Genomic DNA, 25,307 nt, shown 5'->3' with positions numbered 1-25,307 from the left:
TAATAATAACTTCTAAATTTATAATTACTCATTATGAATACTATATGTTAGTATAATATAATATTTTTATTAAAATTTTCGTAATGAGAACTAAGAGGTGGAAAAATTTCAAAGATAAATAAAGCATTATTCATTTCAATTTTTTGTACAATATTCTTATTATTGGGATCAGTATGTGCAACAGATTTAAATAATGCTTCAGATATCGAAAATTCAAAATTAATACAAGATAATCAATTATCTTATAAAAATTTAGAAGTTTCTAGTAATGGATCTATCTCAGAAGATTATTCTTATAATTATGATTCTGATATTTATTATTCTGATAGTGGAATAATTGAATCTCATAGTAATGTTAATTATGAGGATAGTGATATTATAGAATCACAACAAAATTCTAATAGTGCTGTTATTTCTGATTCTCAAAGTTCTGTTTTAAATACTACATTAGTTGGTAATGATACAACTTTGTATTATCATAATGGTACTTCTTTTAAAGTAATATTATCTGATATAACTGGTAAACCATTAGCTAATCAGACCATAACTTTTGTAATTAATGGTGTACAGTATAATCGTACTACTGGTAGTGATGGTGTTGCATCTATTAAAATTAATTTAGATGCTGGTAAATATGATATTACTGCAAAGTATGCAGGATCTACATTGTATGGAAATTCTTCAACTAAAAACTTAGTGGAAGTATTATCTACAATATCTGCAAATAATGTTGTGAAATTTTATAAAAATGGTACTCAATATTATGCGAAATTTATTGATGGAAACGGAAACCCATTAATTAATACTACGGTTAATTTTAATATTAATGGTGTATTTTATAAGCGTGTTACTAATGGTAGTGGTGTAGCTAGATTGAATATTAACTTGCTTCCAGGTAGTTATATATTAACTGCTATACATACTAATGGTGAAAAATATGCAAACAACATAACTGTATTATCCACGATTAATAGTGATAGTATAATTAAGTATTTTAGAAATAATACTCAGTATTATGCAACTTTCTATGATTATGCAGGTAATCCATTAATTAATACTACTGTTAGATTTAATATTAATGGTGTATTCTATGATCGTGTTACTAATGGTGGTGGTGTAGCTAGATTGAATATTAACTTGCTTCCAGGTAGTTATATATTAACTGCTTATAATCCTACTACTAGTGAAGAACATGGTTATAATATCACTGTTTTATCTACATTATTTACTGAAAATGTAAATATGTATTGTAGAGATGGTACTAAATTCACTGTAAATGTAATTGATGGTCAAGGTAGACCTTTAGTTAATGCAACTGTTAGATTTAATATTAATGGTGTATTTTATGAGAGGGTTACTGATGCTAATGGTACTGCAAGATTAAATATTAATTTAGATCCTAATACTTATATTATTACAAGTGAGTATAATGGTCTTAAAATAGCTAATAATATTAAAGTTATTAAATCTAGCACTACTTTAATTGGTGAAGATACATATCTTATTGTAAATACTGCTACTAATTATACTGTAACATTAGTTGATATAAAAGGAAATCCATTAAGCTCTAAAACAGTTTACTTTACATATAATAATATTAAAGTATCTGTGACTACTGATAAAAATGGAAAGGCTACTACTTCCTTTTCTAATTTGGGTATTGGTAATTATAATGTAACTTATGGATTTGATGGTGATGTAGGTTATAATGCTTCTAAGTCTAGTAGTATAATCCATATTATAAATTCAACTAGTATATTGACTGGTAAAGATTTAAATGCAATTTATAATGAAACTGCTAAATTTAATGTTACATTAACAGATTTAAATGGGAAACCTTTAGTCAATAAAACTATTACTTTCTCAATTAATGGTATGACTTATGAACGTATGACTGATTCTAAAGGTGTAGCGAGTTTAAATATTAATTTAAATCCAGGTAATTATGTAATTTCATATACTTATTCTAAAAAAGGGTCTATGGATTATAATGAAGGATCAAACAATGTGGTTGTTGCTAAACAAACTTTAAATATTAAAGCAAAAGATTTAGTAATGTTGCCAGGAGATGGTTCTACTTTTGATGTTGCAATTACTGATAAGTATGGAAACCTCATGAAAGGCATTGCTGTTCTATTTACTGTATCTGGAGTTAAATATACTAGAGTTACTGATGGATCAGGTATAGCTAGATTAAATATTAATCTTAATGTAGGTTATTATGATATATCTTATGCAATTAATAGTACTTTTTACCAAGGTTCTGGATCAAATAAGATTTTGGTAAATGGAACTATACTTACTGCAGATGATATTACGTTTAATGTAGGAAGTACTGGTAATTTCTTAGTTAAATTAACTGATGCTAAGGGTAATCCAATAAAAGGAGCAACTATTAAAGTTTCTTATAATGGTATTACTGATAGTGCTTTAACTAATAATGATGGTATAGCTACAATAACTATAAAATCTTTAGAAAAAGGAGATTATACTATATCTTATTATTACTATCCTGAAAAAGGAGGCAATTATTCAAATAGTGGTCAAGCACATATACATGTTTCAGGAACTATTTCAATTAAGAATATGATTGAAGCATCAAATAATGTAAAAACTTATATTGAAGCATATTCTAAATTACCGGATCATGTTTTAATAAATGGTAATAATTATACCATAGCACAATTTTTATATCTTGCAGCTGTAGCAAGTATAAAAATAAATGCTGGTGATTTAAGTGATTTAAGTTATAAAGATGTTTTTAATCCATCTAATTATTCTAAAACTGGTAATTTAGGTAATTTGGCAGATTATATTAGTGTTGCACAATCTATTGTGAATTATGTAAATACTAATGGCAAAGCTCCAGAATCCGTATCTTCCAGTGTTGGAACTATAACTTTTGATGGTTTGGTTTATGCATTTAGTCGTGTAGTTGCATTTTATGGGTCTAATGATATAATGCCTGCTTATGTAACTATTAAATCAATTGAATCTGCTTCATCACAATTTACAATAAATAGTGTTAATGTATTGGCTAAGGAAAATGAATTAGCAAATATTAATGCTTATTTACAACCTACAAAGAATTGTCAATCTGATGATCCAGCAATTATTGCTTTAGCTCAAAAATTAACTGCAGGTTTAATAACTCCTACGCAAAAAGCTGAAGCAATACATAATTATGTAAGAGACCATTATAGTTATCTTAGTCATTATGATACTTGGTATAGTGCTAAGGACATGTTAAGTAGAACTTCAGGTAATTGTTGTGATCAAACACAAATTATTGTTGCATTATTTAGGGCTGCTGATCTTCCAGCAAGATATGTTCATGGAAAATGTACTTTTTCAAGTGGGCAAATAGGACATGTTTGGGCTCAAGTTTTAATCGGTGATACTTGGGTTGTTGCTGATCCTATAAGTACTAGAAACTCATTAGGTGTAATAAATAATTGGAATATTAACACATTTACTTTAAATGGTTATTATATTTCTTTACCATTCTAATTTTTATTACTCCTTTTTTATTTTTTTTTAAATATTTTTTTAAGCATAACTAATTTTTAAATCACTAATATTTTATAATAGTTTGAATAAATTTATATTAGCAAACTAATTTAGGACAATATTATGGTTTATAAAAAATATAAGAAAATAGCTGTTGGGGGGACTTTTGATAAGTTCCACGATGGACATAAAAAGTTACTTACAACTGCTTTTGACCTTGGTGAAGAAGTTGAAATTGGTGTAACTTCTAATGCTTTTGGTGGTCTTAAAGGAGATATAGATTCTTGTAAGGACAGGATGAAATCTCTTAAAGACTTCTTTTGGGATAAATCTAATTATACTGTAATGGTATTGGATGATGCTTATGGAACTACAATATTTGATGAAAATTTTGATGCAATTGTTGTTAGTGAAGAAACTGAACCTGTTGCAGTTGAAATTAATGAAATAAGAGTTTCCAAAGGGATGTCTCCATTAGATATTGTTGTTGTTAGTTTTGTTTTAGCTGATGATGGTAATCCTATTTCGTCTACACGAATTAGGAGTGGTGAAATTAATAAAAAAGGAAATATTTTAAAATAGTATTTTATTATTGGATTAAATCGACATGTTTATATATGCATTTCGACAATGTATTAATTGATATTAAAATATTATTTTTTTTATAAAATATTTTTCATATCAAATTTGAGGTGGTTATATGGCAGTAAAAATAGATTCAGATCTTTGTGGTCACATTGAAAATTGTCCTGTCCAAGGTTTATGTGTAAAGATTTGTGAACAAGGCGCACTCATTGAAGAAAATGGTGATGTAACTATTGTCCCTGAAAAATGTGATGACTGCGACCTTTGTATCCAAAATTGTCCTAATCAAGCTATATCTAAAGCATGAGGGATTTTATGTTTAATGTTGAGAGATACGGGGAAGAAACCCGTAAGTTATCCCATAACAATGATAGGTGTGTAGGTTGTGGAATTTGTACTAATGTATGTCCAACATCTTCTTTAAGATTAGGACCTATTGTACCAATTGCACGTGGTTTAATTGAAATGGATTTAGTTTCTGTAACTCAAAACACTTGTGTTTTATGTGGTTTATGTTCTGTTGCATGTCCTTTTGATGCATTATCATTAATGATTAATGGTAATGATATTAAAGAAACTGGAAATTATCCAGTATGGAAAGTTGAATCAGAAATTAATAATGATGACTGTATATATTGTGGAAGATGTTATTCTGCTTGTCCAAGAGATTCTATATTATTTGAAAGAGAGTTACCATCTAGAGAAGATTTAGTTATTGGTGAAATTAATATAGATGATGGTAAATGTGTTTATTGTAATATTTGTGCAGAAATGTGTCCTGCAGAAGCTATTACTTTAACTAATAATCAAGAATTCTCTACAGATAATCTTAATAATGTTATTAGTGTTGATACTTCTAAATGTGTTTATTGTGGAGTTTGTAAAAGAGCTTGTCCTCAAGATGCAATCATGGAAGTATGTTCAACATGTATGCTTCAAGATCAAATTAAAGCTCCGGAAATTAATGGTACTGCAATCATTCTTGAAGATGGTTGTGTAAATTGTTCATGGTGTGAAAAAGTTTGTCCTGTTGATACTATAAACGTAACTAAACCATTTGAAGGAACTTTAAGTTTAGTTGAAACAGAAGAAGCAACTTGTAAAGGTGATGCATGTCATGCTTGTCAAGATGTTTGTCCATGCAATGCAATAGAAATTACTGATAATAAAGCAGTTACTAATTTAGATTATTGTAATTTATGTGGTGCTTGTGTCAATGCATGTCCACAAAACATTAGGGAAGTTACAAGAACTTCAATGAAATTATGCAATATCAACTCCGAATCTTGGAGGGATATTTTAACTACTAATCTTTTAAATTAGAAAGAGAGAATTTTATACTCTCTTTTCTAAATTTTATTTATTAAAAAGTTTCGTTCTTTTGTTATTACGGTTTTTAACTTATTTTGAGTAGTACTTGTTATATTGGTAACATAGTTTCCAATAAATAATATTATTATGATTAATCCTCCTATTATTAAAATTAACTCTGCACTACTTTGTCCTTTATTGTCGAGGTTCATTTTTTTATCCAAGTATGCTATTGTTTTCACGTACAGTTCTTCTAACTTCAGATATATCGTCTTTTACTTTTAGATTATTGTCACTTGTTTGCATATATGATTTATAAATGGTTAATGCAAAAATAGCTATCACTATCACTCCTCCAAATAATAAAATATATTCTGCTGCTCCTTGCCCTGACTTTTCATTATTGATTTTTTCTAAAATTTTCATATTTTCACCAGTAGTAATACTTATTTCTTATATTATATTAATATTACTATTTTGATAGAAAGTATTATCTGCTCTTTTTTTAAAGTTTTTTCTAGAAAATCTTTTTATTATCAACATCTTTATTAACGGTGTTGTACAAAATTTAATTAATAGAGTGATAATAATTATTGAAGGGTGGAATTGTGGGAAACACATTGAAATTAATTTCAGGTTTTATTTTATTTGTAGTTGGAGTTCTCATAGTTTATGAGGCAAATGTTTATAATTTAATAGATATATTATTAGTTATTGGATTTATATTAGCAATAATTGGTATAATTATAATTATTAGTTATTTTATTGATTCTAATGCAGATAAAACTTCATCTATGTTTAAAGAATTTTTAGAAAATAATGAGATTAAATATCCTTCATTTAATAAAAGTTCTAATAGTAATAATGGTCCTTTAAAAATTAGAGATACTTTTGATGATTATTATGAGAATGATTTACCTGAATATATTGATGAAGAATATTATTATGATGATTCCTTTGATTTTAATAGTGTAGATGATTCTAAAACAGTTTTAAGAGTTCATAATGATGATTCAACAACCAATTTTGGCAACAATCTTAATTTCACTCCAAATTATGATAAACCTTTAAAAATTACTAGAAAACCTAAAAAACGTTCTCATGATTATGTTTCTAATAATAAATATGATAAATCTGAAGAAATTAAAAGAGCTTTACGTCAGGATGAGGAGTATATAAAAAATGAAACTTATATTCCTTCTGAAGCTAAAGAGATTAGTGAACCAAGAAATATTAAAATAGATGTTAATCATCCAGAAAACCTACCTGTTCCTAAATTGCTTAGGAGTTATGTTGTTTATGGTGATGGTTTAATAAATTCTAGTGAAGCATTTGATAAATTAGCTGTTGGTGTAAATAAAGAAATCATGTTAGAAATTCCTTCTTTAAATGATTTGTCTGATAGGTTTTTATCTCATATTCCAACAATTTACTCAAGAGTTATTATCAATGATTTTGATGTGTCTGACATGGCATATACAATTTTAATTTCTTCTCTTCTTAAACAAGGAGTACAAATTAAAACAGTTCCTAAAGTACATTCAATTAATTTACTTACAGATGATTCCCATGCCATGATTATTTCTAAAGGTAGTGGAAATAGTGATGTTGAATATGGTGCTATTTATGAAGATAGGGATTCTATTTCACAAATTAGAAATAATTTTGAAAGAACTTGGGATATTGCATCAAATTTAGATGAAAATTTACTTATAAATTATACAAATTAGAGGTTGATTTAAAATGGAAATTAGATGGTTAGGTCATTCTGCTTTTGAAATAATTACTGATGAAGGATTAGATATTTTAATTGATCCATTTATTAGTAATAATCCAAGTTGTCAAATACCTGTGGAAGAATTTAATCCAGATATTATATTAGTTACTCATGGTCATTCTGATCATTTTGGAGATGCAATGGAAATTTCTAATTCAAATAATGTTCCAATAGCTGCAATTCATGAAATTTCTTTATTTTTATCAAAACAAGGAATTAATAATATTGGAGTAAATGTTGGGGGCTCTTTTGTATATAGGGGAGTTAAATTCACTATGCTTGAAGCAAGACATTCTTCAGCATTAGATATTCTTGAAGAACCTCTTCCGGCAGGTAATGCTGCTAGTTTTTTAATAACTTTGGAAGATGGAACTAAATTATTCCATGCAGGAGACACTGGTTTATTTGGAGACATGAAAACAATTATTGGTGAAATTTATAAACCTGATATTTTATTAGTTCCTATTGGAGATAAATTTACTATGGGTCCTTTTGAGGCAGCATTAGCTACTCGATGGATTAACTCTAAAGTAGCTATTCCAATGCATTATAATACATTTCCACCAATAGAGCAAGATCCATCTATTTATGCTAAATTTGTTAGTCAATTAAATCCAAATATTGATGTGGTTATTTTAAATTCTGGTGAATATTTTGAATATAATCCTGAAAATTATCAGGATTAATTCTTTTCATATTTTTTTCTTAAATGATATTCTTCGTCAATATCGCATTTTCCAGATGGTAAAACTCGAATTATATCATCTAATGTTATTAAATCCTCTTCATTGATTTCATGAAGTATTTTTTTCGCTATTGCTGTTTTTTTCGTATATCCTGGTTTTAACACGATGAAATTATCACAATGTGCTTCAAGTGCATCAACAGGTCCAGCCATTAGTCTTTTACCTTCATAATCTACAATTCCAATTCCTATTCTAACTTTCGCACTTCGGATATAATTACGATTTCCTCTTATTACAAATGATCCTTTTGGTAAAAATTCTCCAGCTTCTGGAGTTTTTGAAACTTGTTCTGGATTGACCCAAAATACATCTTGTGTTGTAAAACCTTTTGACCAAGCAGTTGAAAATGATGCTGCAAACTCTCCAGATTCTTTAAGGATATTATCATTTATTTTAGAGTCTTCAAGTTTTATTACAGTTGATGTTGCACCATGTATATCTGCATGTAAATAAATATCATTATTATCCATATATTTTTTTACAATAGCTTCATTAGTACCTGCGTCCCTCCCACCAATTACTAAAACATTATCGGAAGTTACAAACCATCTTAACTTTTCATACCATTTAAGATTTTTCTTAACTCTTTTTTTAGGGATTGATATGTGTTCCATTGCTACTTCTTTTTTAGCTTTAATTTTTTCAAGTTGTTTTTTAGTGTTTTCGATAGCTATTGTAGCACCTTTTGTTTTCTTTTTAGCTTTTTTAGATTTTTCATAGTATATTTCAGCATTTTCAGGGATAGTTAATTTAGGATTAATATTAATTGAAGTTTCGTTTAATTTAAGTGTTAACACACCCATTTTATCAATTGATTCAAATAATTCTGCTTCTTGCATACCATTTTTTTTAGCTTCTTTCAATATTTTTCCAATTTCCTTGTAAGAATAGTCTTTACTTATAGCTTCGACCACAACTTTTACTAAATTTTCTATTGTAGTGTAATTAGAATAGATTACCTCTCCTTTATGTTGGCTAGTTTTAATAGTTTTGTGAAAATTATTAAGTGTTTCTTCTTGTAACTTTAATCTTTTTTCGAACTTGTTTACTTTTTTATTCCATGCTGCTTCTTTGATGTTTTTAATATCATTATTTACTTTTTTAGAATAAAATTCATCACATGCTTCATTAAAGTTATCAAAGTATTTTTTTTCAAAATTACTATATTTCACTAAATCAAAAGCAATTACATCTTCTTTATTTTCTTGTTTAACTATTTGTGGTTTGAAGTGTTCTTCTTGTAAGTTGTCAAATAATAAGTGTATTGCTTTATTTAAACTAGCTATTTGATTGTTAGTTAGTTCTTTAGATTGTATATGTTTATCAATTGTTTCAAATTCGTTTGCTCTTTCGATAATCTCTTCAGCATACAAACTCCCTAAATTGTTCATAGCTAAAGTTCGAACTACATCTTTTTTAGAATTAGTAAATAACTCTTTTAGTTCATTTTCAGTTATATTAATTGGGTCAATTCCTCTTTTTTCTGGGAATTGGTATTCTTTTTTAGAACTAATGTCTCTATCACTAAAACGTTTTCTTTTAAGAGGAAGTATAATATTTTTTTCTTCATCCAAAAGAATAATATTTCCTTTATCAAATAATTCAACAACAATGGTATAATATTTATCTTTTTTAACTTTAATTTCAACAATTCTATCAAAATTATGCTGTGTTATACTAACTACATTTGCACCTTTTATTCTTTTTCTTAAAAGCATAGGAAAAACAGGTGGATTAATAGGATTTTCAAGAGGATATTTGCTGGTGTGGATTCTTTTACCACATTCCATTACAAGATCAATTCTTCCAGTTCCTGCTACATGGAATCTCATTACAACAATATCCTTAGTTGGTTGAAATGATTTATCTACTCTTGCACCAGTTAATAAATTATTTAATTCATCAGTTATTGTAAAAATGTCTACATTAGACATAGGTTTCATGTTTACACCTTTTTATTTAAATATCAATAATTTAATATAGTATAATTAATAATAATTATATTTATTTAATTTTTTTGGAGGAAATAGATGGACACTACAATTAAAGTAACAAGTATTCACTTAGTAGTTGGTATCCTTACAGGTATTATTTCTACTGGATTTTCATTACGTTGGTTTGGATTTAAAAATGATGCAGTTGCAGCTGCTTTAGCATTTATTATACTATATTTTGTTGGACAACTTTCTCAAAAACAATTTGGTGAGGAAATTTCTGGAGGATTTTCTCAGTGGTTATGGGATGGAATAATGCCATTCCTTGTTGGATGGGTTATAACATATACTTTATTGGTGACTTATTTATAAGCCACCATAAAATATCCAAATAAATACAATTACTAATGCAGTAATTAATAAAACTGGAGCTATAATTTTACTAACTGCAACAATTGAACTGATTGTTGAAATTAATTCTGTTGAGTTATTAGGGCCAAATGTATTAAGATTTTTAATTCTTTTAGTTCCAGTTCCAACTTCAACTTCTTCTAAATCTTTTATAGCTTCGTTAATACTGAGTTGTACATATTCAATAATTTCGCTTCTTTTTACAATTCCGATTGGGTTATAACCTCTAGATATTGTATTAACTGTATGAGTATCTGTTGTCATTACTTCTATTTCATCAATATCTAAATCTTTTGTTGCTTCAATAATTTCCTGTCTAAATCCAATTTCCATATTGTTTGAATCAAATAAGACATATGCTGTTCTTTGGTTAGCTACTTCTATAATCATAGTTTTAATTCCACTTTCACCAATACCATCATGTTTGTCTAAGTCATTCATTACATCTTCATAGCATCCTATTTTTAGGTTGTCTTGTTTTTGATTGCATTGAATTTTATCTATAACATCAATTAGTTGAAATACTTCTTCATTTCCAGGTAAAACTTCTCCACTTTCTGGTGCAAAAGAATTATGGCAATCAACTATGATTGAATCTTTAACATTACATTTACTTTTACTTTGAGTCATCATAGTGAGGCCTACTCCAAATTCAATATCGTCACTATCATTTGGAGCAAATGTACTTAAAATAATCATACCCTCATTAAAGAATTGGACTCCAATATTTGCTTTTTCGGAGTTGTATCTAGTAAAAATACTTGCATTTTTACTATATTCTACTTCTTTTAAACCTTCTTTCACAGCATCTTCTATTTTATCTATTTCAGTAGTTCTTATAGGATTAAAATCATGGGTTGAAGGTCCATGAGCTACCATTGTGAAGTGGTCAAATTTATTAGCAAGTATTGTTGGCATATTGGAACCTCCTAAATCTCCTAATGGCCCTGGATGGACAAACGGTGAAATAAATAATGATTTTATTCCATTTTTTCCTTTAAAACTAATAAATGTAACCATTGTTTCGACGGTTTCACTCATATTTTCAAATAGTGCTTCAAGAGAGTTTGATCCTTCGTTCATGTGTGCAATAAATAAGCTAAGTAAATCTAGCATTCCAATGCCTAGATTTTTTTTTAAAGGAGATCCAGCTATTGTAATAAAAGAATAAATTGCTAATATAAATATGATACTAGCTATTATTACTTTTACAGTCATTTGCAGTAAATCAGAACCTAAGAAACTTGTATCTGTTACTAAAAATGTAATTAATGTATACATAGCCAATATAATTAATGGTTGGATTATCCCCACAGTTGCTGCTTTGCTAAAACTAATTTTTGAAGTTGTCCAAAATACTAATGTATTAACTCCATAAATTAAAACACATCCAAATAACAATGAATTCAAAAAGAAATCTATTTTAAATAATTTGGTAAGAATTCCACCAATTATTAAAAGAATACAAATAATAGTCATTGAAAGTGTTGATAAAAACATTGAATGTTTAATTTTTAGATTGATACCATGTAATCCACTAACAATCTGTTGATTAACACCACCACCAATTATTGAACTAGTTCCAAGTATTATTAAGCTAAATAATCCTCCAAAAATTATATTTTCTATTAATCCTAGTTCTGTACTTGGATTAATTAAGAAGTATGCTGATCCAGATATGAAGCTTATAATAAACATAGCTATTATTGATTTTTCAGTTTTGGGCAAGGTTGTAATATATTTAGATAACCCTGCAACACTACTCATACTTGACATGGTAATTTATCCTGTAGTTTTTTATTTCTTAATAAAAGTGTTGGGTAATTTTACATATCCCTACATGATATGTTATTTTTCCCCAATTGATTTAGCCATTAAATTTATAAAAGCTAAAAATTTTATATATAATTTAGTTTAGTTTTTTATAATATATAATTTACAAGGTGACCAAATGGAAAAAAATATCAAAGTACCAGTTAAAAATGAAGATTTGTCTGATTTGAGAATTGGTGATGTAATTACTTTAACTGGAAATATTATAACTGCCAGAGACCAAGCACACAAAAGAATTTTAGAACAGGGCGCTCCATTAGATATTGAAGGTGCAGCTATATTTCATGCAGGACCTATTATATCTAAAGATGAAAATAATTATAAGATGGTAGCTGTAGGTCCAACTACTTCTATGAGAATGAATCCATATCAAAGTGATGTTATTGATATGGGACCTAAAATTGTCATTGGTAAAGGTGGAATGGATGACAGTGTAAGGGAAGCATTAATTAAAAATAATGCATTATATGTTGTAGCTACTGGAGGATGTGCTGCACTTTATGTTGATGCAGTTGAAGAAATTGAAAGTGTTGACTGGTTAGACTTAGGAATGCCTGAAGCTATGTGGAATTTGAAAGTTAAAGATTTTGGACCACTTATAGTAGCTATGGATAGTGAAGGTAATAGTTTATATGACTGAGTTATGAATCAAATAAGAATGCTTATATAATATGGAAATTTTAACTATAATTTAGATATTTAAATAAAAGTTTCAGGATGTGTTATTAATGCCAGATATAAATGAACTCGCTGAAAAAAAATTAAAATCAAGAGTAAGAAAAATTAAAAAAGTAAATAAAAGTGAAGAAGAAAAAGATAAATTCTTTGTACAATTAGGAGCATCTGTAGAGATATTTTTCCCAAATAAAAACCCTGAGGAATTAAGTGACAGTTTAATTTTATGGACAACTCCTGAAGGTAAAATTACTGATGCAGAATATTCTTATGAAGAACCTGAAAATGAACAATTTGTTCAAATGCCTGTACCTGAAAAAGATTTAAAAGCATTTGTTGAAGCTTTCAAAGACTTTAAATTAGAATTCGACTCTGATTAGATGATAGTTAACAGCTCTCTAGATGAAGTTAAAAAAAGAGAAAATGCTTTATCTATAATAAAAAATATCATTGAAACTAAAGGTCGTAATGAATTATATGATTTAACTGGTTTATCTGGAGGATTTATAGCTTCTCCGGATGAATTAAGTTTACTTGAAACTTATGTTGGACCAGCTATTTTTGAGGATGAAATTCAGGAAGTTGGAAAAAAACATTTAGGTGGAGAAAAAATTCTTCCACTTAATAGAACTTCTTCAGGTATATTGGCTACTATTCTTGCATTAGTTGGTGAAAGGTCTAATGTAGTGCATTATCTTGCTCAATTACCTGCTCATCCATCTATTCCAAGAAGTTGTGAGTTAGTTAAAGCTAATTATTTTGAAACTGATGATTTTGATAAATTTCAAATACCTGAAAATACTTCATTAGTTGTTGTTACAGGTTCAACAATGGATCACAAAGTAATTGATGAAGATATTTTTAAAAAAGTCATTGAAATGGCTCATGAACAAAATATTCCAGTTATGGTTGATGATGCATCAGGAGCTAGACTTAGAACTGTTGTATTTAATCAAAAGAAAGCTTGTGATTTAGGTGCGGATATTACTATTACTAGTACTGATAAGTTAATGCCAGGTCCTAGGGGGGGATTAATGGCTGGTCGTAAAGAGCTAGTTGATAAAATTAAGATTAAAGCTAATCAATTTGGTCTTGAAGCTCAACCTCCAGCAATTTTAGCTATGGTTAATGGTATTAAAAATTTCAATGGTGAAAATTTAATAAAAGGATTTTCAAGAAAAAAAGAATTATTTGAATTATTGAATAAAAAATTCACTGCTTTTAGTGAAACTCCAACTGGTGTTATGATTTCACCAGAAGGTTTAGCTAGTGAGATTAAAGTTTCACATAATTTATCAAATAATGATTTATCATTTATTTTTGCATTTATTTTGCTAAAAGAATATGGGATTATTACAATTCCTCCAGTTTCAATGCCTGGCGCATCTGCAACAATAAGATTTGATTTATCAACAAAGGATGCATTTAAGTTAAATTTAAATGATTTAAATAAAAAAATAGAATCTTCATTTAATAAATTACTTGAAGTAATTGTAAATGAAGATAAATGTAAAGAGATTGTGTTTAATTTTTGATAACACATTCTCCAGATATTACTTTTTCTAAAGTTCCATCAATTTTTTCTACAACTAATGATCCATCTCTACTAATGCCTAAAACGTAGCCATCATAGGGTTTGCTAAATGGTTCATGTACTTCTACAATTTTTCCAATGGTATATGAGTGTTTTCTCCATTCTTTTAAAATATTTTCATATTCTTCATTCATGAATTGTTTGCTAATTTTCTCAAATTCTTCTAAAAATGTTTTAATTAAGAGGTTTTCGTCTATTTTTTCACCAGTTTCCTTATTTAAAGTAGTCATTTTTTCTTTTAATTCTTCAGGAAAATCTTTAAGAGTTATATTAGCATCAATTCCAACACCAATGATAACACTTTCAATTGTGTTAAAACTAGTAATAGCCTCTGTTAAAATACCACATACTTTTTTGTCATTGATTAAAATATCATTTGGCCATTTTATTTCAGCATTTTGGATGCCTATTCTTTTTAATGTGTTTTCAACTGCCACTCCTGTTGCAAGAGTAATTAATGGAATTTTTGAGTGGGTTACATTTGGATTTAATATAATTGATAACCAGACACCACCAAGAGGAGACTCCCAATTTTTACCAGATCTTCCTCTGGCTTTTGTTTGTTTTTCAGAGATTACAACAGCACCATTTCCAACACCATTCATTGATAAAAATTTTGCAATTGTATTTGTAGACATTACTTCGTTGAAAATGTACATGTCTTTACCAATGTAAGTTGTGTTTAAATCTTTTAAGATTTCTTCTCTTTTTATATATGCAGTTTCGTTTTTTCCAAGTTCTTTAACTGAATCAGAAAAATCACTAATTTCGATATTGCTTAATTCAGCAATAGTCTCTTCAGATAATTTTTCTTCTTTTTTTAATAACTTTATTATTTCGTTTTGCATTTATAATCCCCAACTTATTTTTTATTCATTTGTTGGTTTTTAGCAGTATTTAAATAAGATCCAACAGCAGCAGAAATTGCAGCTATTTTTTTACTTGGCATAAATGTTGATTTCATTTTATTTACATTTTCTAAGTCTTCTGCAATTACATTAACCATTTCGCTTTCAATACCATTTCTGTATTGATCAATAAAGTGAGTGTTTAAGTCACCACTAATAAAGTTAGGATTTCTTAAAATAGCTTTATGGAATGGAATTGTAGTTTTAACTCCTAAGATAATATATTCACTTAGTGCACGTTTCATTCTAGCTATGGAGTCATCTCTTGTTCTTCCCCATGTTACTAATTTTGAAATCATTGAATCGTAGAATGTAGGAATAGTATAATTCATATAAACTCCGCTATCTAAACGTACTCCTGGCCCTCCAGGTGATCTGTACCCCGTAATTTTACCTGGATTTGGTGCAAAGTCATTTAAGGGGTCTTCAGCATTAATACGACATTCAATTGCATGACCAGATACTTGAATATCTTTTTGTTCGTAAGTAAGCTCATCACCATTAGCTATTTTTATTTGTTCTTTAATTAAATCAGTATTAGTAACAAGTTCTGTAATTGGGTGTTCTACTTGGATACGTGTGTTCATTTCTAAGAAATAATACTGGCCATTATCATATAAAAATTCAACAGTACCTGCGCTAGTATAACCAATGTATTCTGCAGCTTTTACAGCACTAGCACCCATTTCAGCTCTGAGTTCTTCAGTCATAATTGGAGAAGGAGCTTCTTCAAGTAATTTTTGATGTCTTCTTTGAATGGAACATTCCCTATCAGCTACATGGATAACATTTCCATGTTCATCTGCTAATAATTGGAATTCAATATGTCTAGGTTTTTCAAGATATTTTTCAATAAATACAGTTGAATCTCCGAAATTTGTAGAAGCAACAGATTGGGTAGATTCAATTGCACGTACTAATTCATCTTCTTCGTAAACAGCACGCATACCAATTCCCCCACCTCCTGCAGATGCTTTTACAATTACAGGGTATCCAATTTGCCTGGCTATTTCTTTAGCTTCATTAATATCGGTAACTCCTTCAGGTGTACCTTCAATAACAGGAACTCCTGCTTTTTTCATAAGTGCTTTGGAAGTTATTTTATCTCCCATTTCGTGAATTACTTTTCCACTTGGTCCAATAAGTTTAATTCCATTTTTTTCACACTCTTCTCCAAATTTAGGATTTTCAGCTAAAAATCCATAACCTGGGTGGATAGCATCTGCTCCAGATTCAAGAGCAATGTCGATGATTTTATCTATATTTAAATAAGACTTTGCTGGTGAAGGATTACCTAAAGGATAACTTTCGTCAGCATAGTTTGTATAAAGGGAAGTTGTATCTGCATCAGAGTATATTGCTACACTTTCGATATCAAGTTCACGACAGGCACGCATAACTCTTATTGCAATTTCTCCTCTATTTGCAATTAATATCTTTTCAAACATTCGAAACCTCTTTTTATATTTTTATTAATAATATAATTATATAAGAAATAATAATTAAATATGTTGTTTAGATGAAAAAAATTACTAAAAAGAAACATTTAGAAATAGCCATACAAAATGTTCCAAAGCATCCAAAACCTAAAATAGAGTTGGAACAGTATTCTACACCAGCTATTATTGCAGCTGATTTATTATGGAATGCTTATTCATTTGGGGATATTATAGGTAAAAATATTATGGATTTGGGATGTGGAACTGGAGTATTTGCAATAGCATCAAAATTATTAGGTGCAACTTCAGCTATTGGTATTGATATTGATAAGGATTCAATTGATTTAGCTAGTAGTTATTGTACTGATGTTGATTTTATATGTAGTGATATTTGTAAATTAAATGATGATTTTGATGTGGATACTATTTTTCAAAACCCTCCTTTCGGATCACAAAAAAATGCTAAAAAAGGTCAGGATTTAAAATTTATTAAAAAAGCTATTGATTTAAATCCTAGTGTATTATATTCATTTCACATGGCATCAACTCAAAAGTTTTTAATTGATTTTTTTGAAAAACATAATTTAAAAATTACTCATATTTTTAGATATGATTTTCCTATTCCTAAGATTTATGAATTTCATACAAAAGAATCATCAAATGTGGAAGTAATAGTTATTCGTGCTACACTTTAGATAATTCTCATTTCTTTTAAATAAGAAAACAATACCTTTATATACTACATGGTTCATATATTATATTAATATATTCCTTATGAGTATAAAAGTTGGTAGCATAAAATAAAAGCTACGGGTATTATAATTGATATAATACTTTTATAAAATGTATAAATTATTAGTGGTAGCTATGTAAATGTAGGGAAATCTTTATATAGTTTGTTTTATTAATATTAAAATAATGTATAAAGATGAGCTATCTGTATTTATTCCAAATTCTTTTCTATCTGAATCTAAAGATCTTAAAGTTCGTACTTTCAAAGTAGGAGTTTTAGGTAGAGCTTTAGCAGTATTTCAGATTGACAATGTGGTTATTTATAATGATGATCATATTAAAAATGAAAATGGGGAAGAAGATGGAGAATTTATTGCTGAAGTTTTAAATTATATGAACACTCCTCAATATTTGAGAAAAAGTGCATTTCCTATAAGATCAGAACTTAAGCATGTAGGTATTCTCCCACCACTTAGGGCTCCTCATCATCCAGTTAATAGTCAACCAGACGTGGGTGATTATAGACAAGGATTTACTGTTAAAAGAAATAAGAAAGGAACTTTTGTAGATATAGGTATGGATAAACTTGCATTCTGCAAAGAGCAACTTACTGTTAAAAAAATTTTTGACTTTAAGATTACAAAAATTGCTAAGAAAGAAGTAATAGTCACACCTGATAAACCAGATGACATTTACTGGGGATATAATGTAATATCTTCTAATAAGAGTCTTAGAAATAGCTTAAAATTAATTAAACCAAATCTTGTTGTTGAAACTACAAGATATGGGGATTATATTGATTCTATTTTTGATGAATTAAAACTTAAAGTAGATGAATTTAAAAATATTGCTATTTTGTTTGGTGGCCCATATTCTTCAATTCAAGAAGATGTTTCTAGTGGTAATTGGGAACATATTAAATTAAATACTATTCCTAACCAAGGAACTGAAACTGTTAGAACTGAAGAGGCAGTTGTCGCTACACTTTCTTTATTCAACATTTTGAGATTTTAATTCTCTTATATTTATTTAGTTTTTATACATGACTAATAGATAATTTGCTCAACTTTTTATACATTGATATTTTTAGGACTCTCCTAAGAATCACTTAGCGCAGAATGGTTTATACATTAACTTAGCGTTTAATTATGTTTCAATTAATTTAGCTCAATTGAATATATTAAACTTTAATGTTTATTTAACTGTAATATAATTGCGGTTATTTATTAATCGGATAATTTTATACCTTGTATAATATTATCCAAATTTGAAAATAGCTATTTATAGCTATATAAAACTTTGAATATAATAAAATAAAAGGAAATATTAGTTAAGGAGGTAAAATAAATGGTAAGACATCACCAGCCAAGAAAAGGTTCTGTTGCTTTTAGTCCAAGGAAAAGAGCAGCTAAAGAAACCCCTAGAATAAAATCTTGGCCACAAAATGATGAACCAAAATTACTCGGCCTCGCAGGTTATAAAGTTGGTATGACTCACGCTTTAGTGATTGATTCTGACAAAAACTCTCCAACTAGTGGAATGGAAGTTTTCACTCCAGTAACTGTATTGGAAGTACCTCCAGTCGTAGTAATGGGAATTAGAGCATACGAAAAAACTTCTCGTGGATTAAAAGTGATCACCGAAGTACTTGCAGATAATTTAGATGAAGAACTCTCAAGGAAAATTTCTCTTCCTAAAGAATATAATAAATCTGAAGCTATTGCAAAAATACAAGGTGTATTAGACAAAACTGAAGATATTAAAGTTTTAGTCCATACTAATCCAAAAGTAACTAGCGTACCTAAGAAAAAACCAGATATATTTGAATGTGGTATTGGAGGAGCAAATCCTGAAGAAAAATTAAATACTGCATTAGAATTATTAGGTAATGAAGTAAAAGCTAGTGACATCTTAAATGAAGGTCAATTTGTAGATGCAATTGCAACTACTAAAGGAAAAGGATTCCAAGGTGTAGTTAAAAGATGGGGAATCAGAATTCAATATGGTAAAGCTGTAAGGGCAGGTAAAGGAAGACACGTAGGTTCTATTGGACCTTGGACTCCATCAAGAACCATGTGGACTGTAGCACAAGCAGGTCAAATGGGATACCATAAAAGAACTGAGTTTAATAAAAAAATCTTAAAAATCGCATCTGCTGATGAAGTTGATCAAATTAATCCAGATGGTGGATTTGTAAAATATGGTCTTGTTAAAAATGACTATGTTTTAGTAAAAGGTTCATTACCAGGTCCATCTAAAAGATTAGTTATTTTAAGACAACCTATTAGACCTAATAAAAAGTCTGAGGACATACCTCAAATAAATTATGTAAGTACAAAATCTAAACAAGGGGTCTAATCATGAAAGCAAATGTTTATTCAATGAAAGGGGAAGTTAAAGAAGAAATTGAACTTCCAGCTATTTTTAATGAAGAATACAGGCCAGATTTAATAAAAAGGGCTGTTATTTCAGCACAAACTGCTAGAGTACAACCATGGGGTAATGATCCTAAAGCAGGTAAAAGAACTTCTGCAAAAGGTTGGGGATCTGGTAGAGGTACTGCTAGAGTACCTAGGATTAAAAACGGTTCCAAAGCAGCATTTGTACCAATGGCTGTTGGTGGTAGACGTGCTCATCCTACAAGAGCTGAAAAAAATCATCACGAAAAAATCAACATAAAAGAAAGAAGATTTGCAATTAGATCTGCTGTAGCAGCAACTGCAAATAAAGAACTTGTTGAAAATAGAGGTCACAAAGTAGCAGATCTTGAACAAGTGCCTATTATTGTTGAAGATGATATTTGTTCTGTTAAAACTACTAAACAAACTCGTGAAATTTTCCAAAATTTAGGAGTTTACGATGATATTACCCGTGCTAAAGAAGGTAAAAGAATAAGAGCAGGTAGGGGTAAAACCAGAGGAAGAAAATACAAAAAAGTAAAAGGACCTCTTTTAGTAGTTGGTGAAGATAATGGTATCAAATTAGGTGCAAGAAACCATGCTGGTGTAGATGTAGTGACTGTTGAAAACTTAAATGCAGAATTATTAGCACCAGGTACTCACCCAGGAAGACTTACTATTTTCACTAAATCAGCTGTTGAAAAATTAGGAGGTTTATTCCAATAATTTTTGGATAAATTAAGGTGATTAATATGGATTCATACTCAATTATTATTAAACCTCATGTTACTGAAAAAACCATGAATTTAATTGATAGGAATAATGAGATTACTTTTGTTGTAAAACGTACAGCTAATAAAGGTCAAATTAAAAAAGCTTTTGAAGAGTTATACGAAGAAAAAGTAGCTAAAGTAACTACTCATATCACTCCTCGTGGTAACAAAGTAGCATTTATTAAACTTGTTGAAGAAGAAATGGCAGAAGAACTCGCTGTCAAAATAGGAGTATTCTAAGGAGGAATTATAATGGGAAAACGATTAATAATTCAAAGAAGAGGAAGAGGAACTCCTGCTCACCGTGTTGCTTCTCATCGTTTTAAAGATAAAATTAGATACAGATCTTACGATGCATTAGAAAAAGAAGGTAGTATTAAAGGAATCGTTACTGATATTGTACACGACCCAGCAAGAACTGCTCCAATTGCAGAAGTAAAATTTGAAAATGGTGAAAAGAAATTTATCTTAGCACCTGAAAGCATTCAAATTGATGATGAAATTGAATGTGGTATTTCTGCTCCAATTAAATTTGGTAATACTTTGCCTCTTGCTGAAATTCCAGAAGGAACTCCTATTTATGATATTGAAAATACTCCTGGGGATGGAGGTCGTTTTGTAAGATCATCTGGAACTTATGCTTCTTTAATTACTCATGATGCAAATCAATCTGTTGTAGAATTACCATCTGGTGAATTAAAATACTTAAATCCAAAATGCCGTGCAAGTATAGGTGTTGTAGCTGGAGGAGGAAGAAAAGAAAAACCATTCCTTAAAGCAGGTAACAGATGGCATGCTTATAAAGCTAAAGGTAAGAAATTCATGACTGTAAGAGGAGTAGCTATGAATGCTGTAGATCACCCTCATGGGGGAGGTAACAGACAACATCCTGGTCGTCCAACTACTGTTTCAAGACATGCACCACCAGGAAGAAAAGTTGGTTCAATTGCAGCTAAAAGAACAGGATTAAAAAGATAGATAGAGGGTGTTTCATTGGCAAGAAAAATATTTAAATATAAAGGTTATACTCTTGAAGAATTACAAGACATGTCTTTAGAGGAAGTAATGGAATTATTCCCTGCAAGACAAAGAAGATCTTTAAAAAGAGGATTTTTACCAAGACAACAAATTGTTTTGGATAAAATGAGAAAGTTAAATAAAGAAGGCAGTAAAGATGGCAGGCCTGTTGTAATTAGGACTCATTGTAGAGATATGATTGTTTTACCTGAAATGGTTGGAACAACTTTCGGTATTTACAATGGTCAAAATTTTGTTGAAGTTACAATCGAACCAGAAATGATTGGTTGTTACTTTGGTGAATTTGCACCAACAAGACAAAAAGTTCAACATGGAGACCCGGGTATGGGAGCTACAAGATCATCTATGTTTGTACCACTTAAATAGGGAGATTAGATCATGGCTAATAAATATGCTTACAATAAAGAAACTAATGAAGCAAAAACTGCACGTGCTATGGCAAAATCTCTTAAGATTTCTCCAAAACACTGTGTTGAAATTTGCAATGCAATCAGAGGAATGGAAGTAACAAAAGCTAAAAATTACTTAGAAGATGTTATTGACATGAAAAAATCTGTTCCTTTCAAAAGACACAACAGACAAGTTGGTCACAGAAAAGGACAAGAAGGATGGGCAGCAGGTAGATACCCTGTAAAAGCAGCAGAACAAGTATTAAAAGTTTTAGAAAATGCTGAAGCTAATGCTGAGTACAAAGGTATGGATACTGAAAATTTATTCATTGAACATATCTCAAGCCACAGGGGAGTTGTACTTCCTGGAGTTATTCCAAGAGCATTTGGTAGGATGACTCCATTCAATACTCCAACTACCCATATCCAAATAGTATTACAGGAGGCTAACTAATGATAGAAAAAGATTTTGTCACTGAGGGCCTTAAAAGAACCAGAATTGATGAATACTTAGAAAAAGAACTTGAAAGAGCAGGATACGGGGGTATGGATGTTCAAATTACACCTTTAGGTACTATGGTCGTTGTTTATGCAGAAAGACCAGGTATGGTAATTGGTAGAGGTGGAAAAAACGTAAGGGCTATAACAAGTACTCTTAAAAACGAATTTGGTTTAGATAATCCTCAAATTGAAGTTAAAGAAGTAAATGTTCCTGAACTCAACCCAAAAATCATGGCTTACAAAATAGCTAACATGTTACAAAGAGGTATGCATTTCAGAAGAGTTGCTTACTCTACTATTCGTAGAATTATGGGTGCTGGAGCTCAAGGTGTAGAAGTTACTATTTCTGGTAAAATTAGAGGTTCAAGATCTGCTGTAGCTAAATTTGTTGAAGGTTACATCAAAAAATGTGGTGAACCATCAATCAGATTAGTTGAAGAAGGATTTGCTACAGTTCAATTAAAACCAGGTGTACTTGGTATTTATGTAAGAATCATGCCTCCAGAAACTGTATTACCTGATTCAGTCGAAATCATCGAACCTAAAATAACTGAAGAAATCATCGAAGACGGCGAAGTAGTTGAAGTTGAAGAACTTGATGATATTGATGAAATCGTTGAAGATGAAATCGTTGAAGAAGTAGAAGATCTCGATGAATTAGAAGAGATTGTTGAAGAGGAATCTGCTGAAGAAGCAAAAGAGGATAGTTAAATTATTAAAAATTTAATTATTTCAAAAGAGTTGGAACAATGGCGATTTTAAGAAGTAAAGAAATTTGGGACATGGAAGTTGATGAGATTCAAGATAAATTAGTTGAACTCAGAGCTGAATTATCCAAAAATGTTTCTAAAAGTGCAGCTGCTGGGGTAATTGAAAACCCGGGAAAAATTAGAGAATTGAAAAGAACAATTGCTCGTGTTCTTACAATATTGAATGAAAAACAGAAGGAGAATTAAATGTCAAAAATCTGTGATGTTTGTGGGCTTCCCGAAGAGCTTTGTGTTTGTGAAGAAATTGCACGTGAAGTTCAAACTGTAAAAGTATTTACAGTAAGAAGAAGATTCGGAAAACTCATGACTATTATCGAAGGTATAGATGAACACGATATTGATATCAAAGAACTCACAAAAACTCTTAAAGCAAAATGTGCTTGTGGAGGTACTTCTAAAAACGGTCAAATAGAACTTCAAGGGGATCATAAAGTAAGAGTCAAAGAAGTTTTATCTGACATGGGTTTTTCATCAGATACAATTGAAATTCGTGAATCTAAGAAAAATAATAAAAAAAGAAGAAGGTAATTCATCTCTTCGATACATTTCAATAAATTTTATAATTTTTTGCATGATTACAATAGTTTCGTTAAGAGATGTGAAGTATGATTACTAAAGATAATTTAGTCCATCATGAGTTTATTGGATTAAGTGTAAGTGTTGATAGTATATCTAATAAATCTCTTAGATTAAAAGGAACTGTTATTGATGAGACAAAGAATACCATTAAAATTGAAGTTAATGATGATGTTGAAAAAATAATTCCAAAAATTGGGTCAATATTTGTATTTGAACTTCCAACTGGTGAAAAAGTTGAAATTAATGGTAATATTTTGTCAATTCGTCCTGAAGATAGAATAAAAAAAAGATTTAAAAAAATATAAATACGGTGATAATATGGTTGGGCTTAATGTTCAAGAACCAGAAACTACATGTGATGATCCTAACTGCCCATTTCATGGAACTTTACCTTTAAGAGGTCAAGTTCTTGAAGGAATTGTAGTGAGTGACAAAGCAGAAAGGACTATTACTGTTGAACGTAGTTACTATAAATTCATAAGAAAATATGAAAGATATGAAAAAAGGAAATCTAAAATTAATGTTCACAAACCAGATTGCTTTAATGTGAATGTTGGAGATTCTGTAAAAGTTGCAGAATGCAGACCATTAAGTAAAACTAAACATTTTGTTTTAGTTGAAGTTAAAGGAGAGTAATTGTCATGAAAGCATTAACATCAAATGTGTCTAAAGCATTACCAATTGGAGCTACTCTCCAATGTGTAGATAATACTGGTGCACGTGAAATCGAAATTATATCTGTAAAAGGTTTTAAAGGTGTAAGAAGGAGATTGGACGTTGCTGGTGTTGGAGATTTAGTTGTTGCTTCTGTTAAAAAAGGAACTGCTGATATGAGAAGAGAAGTTGTAAACGCTGTTGTAATTAGGCAAAAAAAAGAATACATGCGTGCTGACGGGCTTCGTGTTAAATTTGAAGATAATGCAGCAGTTATCATCACTCCAGAAGGAATCTTAAAAGGATCTGAAGTAAGGGGTCCTGTTGCTAAAGAAGCAGCTGACAGATGGCCTAGTGTAGGTAGTGCAGCAAGTATTTTAGTATAGGTGAAAAAATGTCAAAACAACCAAGAAAACAAAGAAAAGCTCTTTATAATGCTCCTGCTCATGCACGTGGAAAACACATGAGTGCTACTTTAAGTAAAGACTTAAGATCAGACATTGGTAAAAGATCTTTACCTATTAGGAAAGGAGATAAAGTTAAAGTTCTCCGTGGAGATTTTAAAGGACATGAAGGAGAAGTTCTCGGTGTAGATTATGGTTCATACAAAGTAACTATTGAAGAAGTAACCTTATCAAAACCTGACGGAACTGCAGTTTTCCTTCCAGTAGATCCATCTAACTTAATGATTATTGATGTAGATATGGATGACGATAGAAGAATTAAAAATGTAACAGGAGATAATTAAA

At 29.6% G+C, this 25,307-nt stretch carries 31 protein-coding genes; 25 read left to right on the top strand and 6 right to left on the bottom strand.

All coding sequences use genetic code 11. The features are described 5' to 3' along the window. The first annotated feature begins 162 nt into the window (after window positions 1-162). From Q0984_RS01460 to fwdF, 4 genes are all read left to right on the top strand, one after another. On the top strand, window positions 163-3,510 hold the full coding sequence (locus Q0984_RS01460; RefSeq protein WP_299522500.1) for an Ig-like domain-containing protein: 3,348 nt from the start codon (window positions 163-165) through the stop codon (window positions 3,508-3,510). A 123-nt stretch (window positions 3,511-3,633) separates the two neighbouring features. Then, window positions 3,634-4,092, top strand: a complete 459-nt coding sequence (locus Q0984_RS01455) for a phosphopantetheine adenylyltransferase (RefSeq protein WP_299522497.1) — start codon at window positions 3,634-3,636, stop codon at window positions 4,090-4,092. 118 nt (window positions 4,093-4,210) lie between these two features. Then, on the top strand, window positions 4,211-4,402 hold the full coding sequence (locus Q0984_RS01450; RefSeq protein ID WP_299522494.1) for a 4Fe-4S binding protein: 192 nt from the start codon (window positions 4,211-4,213) through the stop codon (window positions 4,400-4,402). An 8-nt stretch (window positions 4,403-4,410) separates the two neighbouring features. Beyond that, window positions 4,411-5,418, top strand: coding sequence for a tungsten-dependent formylmethanofuran dehydrogenase subunit FwdF (gene fwdF, locus Q0984_RS01445; RefSeq protein ID WP_299522491.1), 1,008 nt, complete (start codon window positions 4,411-4,413; stop codon window positions 5,416-5,418). Between the two features lie 26 nt (window positions 5,419-5,444). On the opposite strand, the gene Q0984_RS01440 is transcribed toward fwdF, so the two are convergent. Both Q0984_RS01440 and Q0984_RS01435 read right to left on the bottom strand, forming a co-directional pair. Continuing rightward, on the bottom strand, window positions 5,445-5,648 hold the full coding sequence (locus Q0984_RS01440) for a hypothetical protein (protein ID WP_299523112.1): 204 nt from the start codon (window positions 5,646-5,648) through the stop codon (window positions 5,445-5,447). Further along, window positions 5,623-5,832 (bottom strand): class III signal peptide-containing protein, encoded by a 210-nt coding sequence (locus Q0984_RS01435; RefSeq protein WP_299522488.1) that lies wholly within the window; start codon window positions 5,830-5,832, stop codon window positions 5,623-5,625. The genes Q0984_RS01440 and Q0984_RS01435 overlap by 26 nt, the downstream gene beginning before the upstream one ends. 182 nt (window positions 5,833-6,014) lie before the next feature. On the opposite strand from Q0984_RS01435, the gene Q0984_RS01430 reads away from it, so the two are divergent. Beyond that, window positions 6,015-7,136: a hypothetical protein gene (locus Q0984_RS01430; RefSeq protein ID WP_299522485.1), complete on the top strand. Its 1,122-nt coding sequence runs from the start codon at window positions 6,015-6,017 to the stop codon at window positions 7,134-7,136. 13 nt (window positions 7,137-7,149) lie between these two features. Beyond that, window positions 7,150-7,869 carry a metal-dependent hydrolase gene (locus Q0984_RS01425; RefSeq protein ID WP_299522482.1) on the top strand — a complete coding sequence of 240 codons (720 nt, stop codon included), beginning with the start codon at window positions 7,150-7,152 and terminating at the stop codon, window positions 7,867-7,869. Here the strand turns inward: Q0984_RS01425 and rqcH are convergent. Then, window positions 7,866-9,872 carry a ribosome rescue protein RqcH gene (rqcH, locus tag Q0984_RS01420; RefSeq protein ID WP_299522479.1) on the bottom strand — a complete coding sequence of 669 codons (2,007 nt, stop codon included), beginning with the start codon at window positions 9,870-9,872 and terminating at the stop codon, window positions 7,866-7,868. The genes Q0984_RS01425 and rqcH overlap by 4 nt on opposite strands. An 87-nt stretch (window positions 9,873-9,959) precedes the next feature. Here rqcH and Q0984_RS01415 point away from each other — a divergent pair, with 87 nt between their 5' ends. Next, on the top strand, window positions 9,960-10,235 hold the full coding sequence (locus Q0984_RS01415) for a hypothetical protein (protein ID WP_299522476.1): 276 nt from the start codon (window positions 9,960-9,962) through the stop codon (window positions 10,233-10,235). Here Q0984_RS01415 and Q0984_RS01410 read toward each other — a convergent pair. Beyond that, window positions 10,230-12,050 (bottom strand): DUF2070 family protein, encoded by a 1,821-nt coding sequence (locus Q0984_RS01410; protein ID WP_299522473.1) that lies wholly within the window; start codon window positions 12,048-12,050, stop codon window positions 10,230-10,232. The two genes, Q0984_RS01415 and Q0984_RS01410, sit on opposite strands and share 6 nt — an antisense overlap. 175 nt (window positions 12,051-12,225) lie before the next feature. Between Q0984_RS01410 and Q0984_RS01405 the strand changes: the two genes are divergently transcribed. From Q0984_RS01405 to Q0984_RS01395, 3 genes are all read left to right on the top strand, one after another. Next, window positions 12,226-12,747, top strand: coding sequence for a FumA C-terminus/TtdB family hydratase beta subunit (locus Q0984_RS01405; protein ID WP_299522471.1), 522 nt, complete (start codon window positions 12,226-12,228; stop codon window positions 12,745-12,747). An 88-nt stretch (window positions 12,748-12,835) separates the two neighbouring features. Continuing rightward, window positions 12,836-13,162, top strand: a complete 327-nt coding sequence (locus Q0984_RS01400; protein ID WP_299522468.1) for a hypothetical protein — start codon at window positions 12,836-12,838, stop codon at window positions 13,160-13,162. Continuing rightward, window positions 13,163-14,317, top strand: coding sequence for a TIGR03576 family pyridoxal phosphate-dependent enzyme (locus Q0984_RS01395; RefSeq protein WP_299522465.1), 1,155 nt, complete (start codon window positions 13,163-13,165; stop codon window positions 14,315-14,317). Here Q0984_RS01395 and Q0984_RS01390 read toward each other — a convergent pair. Then, window positions 14,307-15,224, bottom strand: a complete 918-nt coding sequence (locus tag Q0984_RS01390) for a biotin--[acetyl-CoA-carboxylase] ligase (protein ID WP_299522462.1) — start codon at window positions 15,222-15,224, stop codon at window positions 14,307-14,309. The two genes, Q0984_RS01395 and Q0984_RS01390, sit on opposite strands and share 11 nt — an antisense overlap. A 14-nt stretch (window positions 15,225-15,238) precedes the next feature. After that, a complete protein-coding gene (locus Q0984_RS01385) occupies window positions 15,239-16,732 on the bottom strand; it encodes an acetyl-CoA carboxylase biotin carboxylase subunit (RefSeq protein ID WP_299522459.1) in 1,494 nt (497 codons plus the stop codon). Between the two features lie 71 nt (window positions 16,733-16,803). On the opposite strand from Q0984_RS01385, the gene Q0984_RS01380 reads away from it, so the two are divergent. The 15 genes from Q0984_RS01380 to rplX all read left to right on the top strand — a co-directional run bounded on the left by Q0984_RS01380 (window position 16,804) and on the right by rplX (window position 25,306). Continuing rightward, window positions 16,804-17,418 carry an METTL5 family protein gene (locus Q0984_RS01380; protein WP_299522456.1) on the top strand — a complete coding sequence of 205 codons (615 nt, stop codon included), beginning with the start codon at window positions 16,804-16,806 and terminating at the stop codon, window positions 17,416-17,418. A 223-nt stretch (window positions 17,419-17,641) separates the two neighbouring features. Further along, entirely contained in the window at window positions 17,642-18,469 is an 828-nt protein-coding gene (locus Q0984_RS01375) for a putative RNA uridine N3 methyltransferase (protein ID WP_299522453.1), read from the top strand. 333 nt (window positions 18,470-18,802) lie between these two features. Next, a complete protein-coding gene (gene rpl3p / locus Q0984_RS01370) occupies window positions 18,803-19,813 on the top strand; it encodes a 50S ribosomal protein L3 (protein WP_299522450.1) in 1,011 nt (336 codons plus the stop codon). A 2-nt stretch (window positions 19,814-19,815) separates the two neighbouring features. Further along, window positions 19,816-20,580 (top strand): 50S ribosomal protein L4, encoded by a 765-nt coding sequence (gene rpl4p, locus Q0984_RS01365; protein ID WP_299522447.1) that lies wholly within the window; start codon window positions 19,816-19,818, stop codon window positions 20,578-20,580. A 26-nt stretch (window positions 20,581-20,606) separates the two neighbouring features. Further along, entirely contained in the window at window positions 20,607-20,867 is a 261-nt protein-coding gene (locus Q0984_RS01360; RefSeq protein WP_299522445.1) for a 50S ribosomal protein L23, read from the top strand. Window positions 20,868-20,879: 12 nt separating this feature from the next. Next, a complete protein-coding gene (locus tag Q0984_RS01355) occupies window positions 20,880-21,605 on the top strand; it encodes a 50S ribosomal protein L2 (protein ID WP_299522442.1) in 726 nt (241 codons plus the stop codon). Between the two features lie 15 nt (window positions 21,606-21,620). Next, the gene (gene rpsS, locus Q0984_RS01350; protein ID WP_004033209.1) at window positions 21,621-22,031 is read left to right on the top strand and encodes a 30S ribosomal protein S19; all 411 of its coding nucleotides are present in this window, start codon (window positions 21,621-21,623) and stop codon (window positions 22,029-22,031) included. Window positions 22,032-22,043: 12 nt separating this feature from the next. After that, a complete protein-coding gene (locus Q0984_RS01345; RefSeq protein ID WP_004033210.1) occupies window positions 22,044-22,508 on the top strand; it encodes a 50S ribosomal protein L22 in 465 nt (154 codons plus the stop codon). Further along, window positions 22,508-23,266 (top strand): 30S ribosomal protein S3, encoded by a 759-nt coding sequence (locus Q0984_RS01340; protein WP_299522438.1) that lies wholly within the window; start codon window positions 22,508-22,510, stop codon window positions 23,264-23,266. The genes Q0984_RS01345 and Q0984_RS01340 overlap by 1 nt, the downstream gene beginning before the upstream one ends. Window positions 23,267-23,304: 38 nt before the next feature. Then, window positions 23,305-23,511, top strand: coding sequence for a 50S ribosomal protein L29 (gene rpmC, locus Q0984_RS01335; protein ID WP_004033214.1), 207 nt, complete (start codon window positions 23,305-23,307; stop codon window positions 23,509-23,511). Beyond that, window positions 23,512-23,853: a stress response translation initiation inhibitor YciH gene (gene yciH, locus Q0984_RS01330; RefSeq protein WP_004033216.1), complete on the top strand. Its 342-nt coding sequence runs from the start codon at window positions 23,512-23,514 to the stop codon at window positions 23,851-23,853. It begins immediately after the preceding gene. A gap of 77 nt (window positions 23,854-23,930) precedes the next feature. Further along, the gene (gene rnp1 / locus Q0984_RS01325) at window positions 23,931-24,209 is read left to right on the top strand and encodes a ribonuclease P protein component 1 (RefSeq protein ID WP_299522433.1); all 279 of its coding nucleotides are present in this window, start codon (window positions 23,931-23,933) and stop codon (window positions 24,207-24,209) included. Between the two features lie 13 nt (window positions 24,210-24,222). Then, on the top strand, window positions 24,223-24,540 hold the full coding sequence (locus Q0984_RS01320) for a 30S ribosomal protein S17 (RefSeq protein ID WP_299522431.1): 318 nt from the start codon (window positions 24,223-24,225) through the stop codon (window positions 24,538-24,540). A gap of 5 nt (window positions 24,541-24,545) precedes the next feature. Beyond that, a complete protein-coding gene (locus Q0984_RS01315) occupies window positions 24,546-24,944 on the top strand; it encodes a 50S ribosomal protein L14 (protein WP_299522428.1) in 399 nt (132 codons plus the stop codon). 8 nt (window positions 24,945-24,952) lie between these two features. After that, entirely contained in the window at window positions 24,953-25,306 is a 354-nt protein-coding gene (gene rplX / locus Q0984_RS01310; RefSeq protein WP_299522425.1) for a 50S ribosomal protein L24, read from the top strand. Window position 25,307 lies beyond the last annotated feature (1 nt).

It is taken from the genome of uncultured Methanobrevibacter sp. (assembly GCF_934746965.1).
Taxonomy (GTDB): domain Archaea; phylum Methanobacteriota; class Methanobacteria; order Methanobacteriales; family Methanobacteriaceae; genus Methanocatella.
This window is presented reverse-complemented; position numbering and strand designations above follow the sequence as displayed.

Excerpts from the sequence above, each read along its gene's own strand:
- Q0984_RS01455 (WP_299522497.1), top strand. The coding sequence starts at position 3,634 with ATGGTTTATAAAAAATATAAGAAAATAGCTGTTGGGGGGACTTTTGAT.
- Q0984_RS01450 (WP_299522494.1), top strand. The coding sequence starts at position 4,211 with ATGGCAGTAAAAATAGATTCAGATCTTTGTGGTCACATTGAAAATTGT.
- fwdF (WP_299522491.1), top strand. The coding sequence starts at position 4,411 with ATGTTTAATGTTGAGAGATACGGGGAAGAAACCCGTAAGTTATCCCAT.
- Q0984_RS01435 (WP_299522488.1), bottom strand. The coding sequence starts at position 5,832 with ATGAAAATTTTAGAAAAAATCAATAATGAAAAGTCAGGGCAAGGAGCA.
- Q0984_RS01425 (WP_299522482.1), top strand. The coding sequence starts at position 7,150 with ATGGAAATTAGATGGTTAGGTCATTCTGCTTTTGAAATAATTACTGAT.
- rqcH (WP_299522479.1), bottom strand. The coding sequence starts at position 9,872 with ATGAAACCTATGTCTAATGTAGACATTTTTACAATAACTGATGAATTA.
- Q0984_RS01415 (WP_299522476.1), top strand. The coding sequence starts at position 9,960 with ATGGACACTACAATTAAAGTAACAAGTATTCACTTAGTAGTTGGTATC.
- Q0984_RS01410 (WP_299522473.1), bottom strand. The coding sequence starts at position 12,050 with ATGTCAAGTATGAGTAGTGTTGCAGGGTTATCTAAATATATTACAACC.
- Q0984_RS01405 (WP_299522471.1), top strand. The coding sequence starts at position 12,226 with ATGGAAAAAAATATCAAAGTACCAGTTAAAAATGAAGATTTGTCTGAT.
- Q0984_RS01400 (WP_299522468.1), top strand. The coding sequence starts at position 12,836 with ATGCCAGATATAAATGAACTCGCTGAAAAAAAATTAAAATCAAGAGTA.
- Q0984_RS01395 (WP_299522465.1), top strand. The coding sequence starts at position 13,163 with ATGATAGTTAACAGCTCTCTAGATGAAGTTAAAAAAAGAGAAAATGCT.
- Q0984_RS01390 (WP_299522462.1), bottom strand. The coding sequence starts at position 15,224 with ATGCAAAACGAAATAATAAAGTTATTAAAAAAAGAAGAAAAATTATCT.
- Q0984_RS01385 (WP_299522459.1), bottom strand. The coding sequence starts at position 16,732 with ATGTTTGAAAAGATATTAATTGCAAATAGAGGAGAAATTGCAATAAGA.
- Q0984_RS01380 (WP_299522456.1), top strand. The coding sequence starts at position 16,804 with ATGAAAAAAATTACTAAAAAGAAACATTTAGAAATAGCCATACAAAAT.
- Q0984_RS01375 (WP_299522453.1), top strand. The coding sequence starts at position 17,642 with ATGTATAAAGATGAGCTATCTGTATTTATTCCAAATTCTTTTCTATCT.
- rpl3p (WP_299522450.1), top strand. The coding sequence starts at position 18,803 with ATGGTAAGACATCACCAGCCAAGAAAAGGTTCTGTTGCTTTTAGTCCA.
- rpl4p (WP_299522447.1), top strand. The coding sequence starts at position 19,816 with ATGAAAGCAAATGTTTATTCAATGAAAGGGGAAGTTAAAGAAGAAATT.
- Q0984_RS01360 (WP_299522445.1), top strand. The coding sequence starts at position 20,607 with ATGGATTCATACTCAATTATTATTAAACCTCATGTTACTGAAAAAACC.
- Q0984_RS01355 (WP_299522442.1), top strand. The coding sequence starts at position 20,880 with ATGGGAAAACGATTAATAATTCAAAGAAGAGGAAGAGGAACTCCTGCT.
- Q0984_RS01345 (WP_004033210.1), top strand. The coding sequence starts at position 22,044 with ATGGCTAATAAATATGCTTACAATAAAGAAACTAATGAAGCAAAAACT.
- Q0984_RS01340 (WP_299522438.1), top strand. The coding sequence starts at position 22,508 with ATGATAGAAAAAGATTTTGTCACTGAGGGCCTTAAAAGAACCAGAATT.
- rpmC (WP_004033214.1), top strand. The coding sequence starts at position 23,305 with ATGGCGATTTTAAGAAGTAAAGAAATTTGGGACATGGAAGTTGATGAG.
- yciH (WP_004033216.1), top strand. The coding sequence starts at position 23,512 with ATGTCAAAAATCTGTGATGTTTGTGGGCTTCCCGAAGAGCTTTGTGTT.
- rnp1 (WP_299522433.1), top strand. The coding sequence starts at position 23,931 with ATGATTACTAAAGATAATTTAGTCCATCATGAGTTTATTGGATTAAGT.
- Q0984_RS01320 (WP_299522431.1), top strand. The coding sequence starts at position 24,223 with ATGGTTGGGCTTAATGTTCAAGAACCAGAAACTACATGTGATGATCCT.
- Q0984_RS01315 (WP_299522428.1), top strand. The coding sequence starts at position 24,546 with ATGAAAGCATTAACATCAAATGTGTCTAAAGCATTACCAATTGGAGCT.
- rplX (WP_299522425.1), top strand. The coding sequence starts at position 24,953 with ATGTCAAAACAACCAAGAAAACAAAGAAAAGCTCTTTATAATGCTCCT.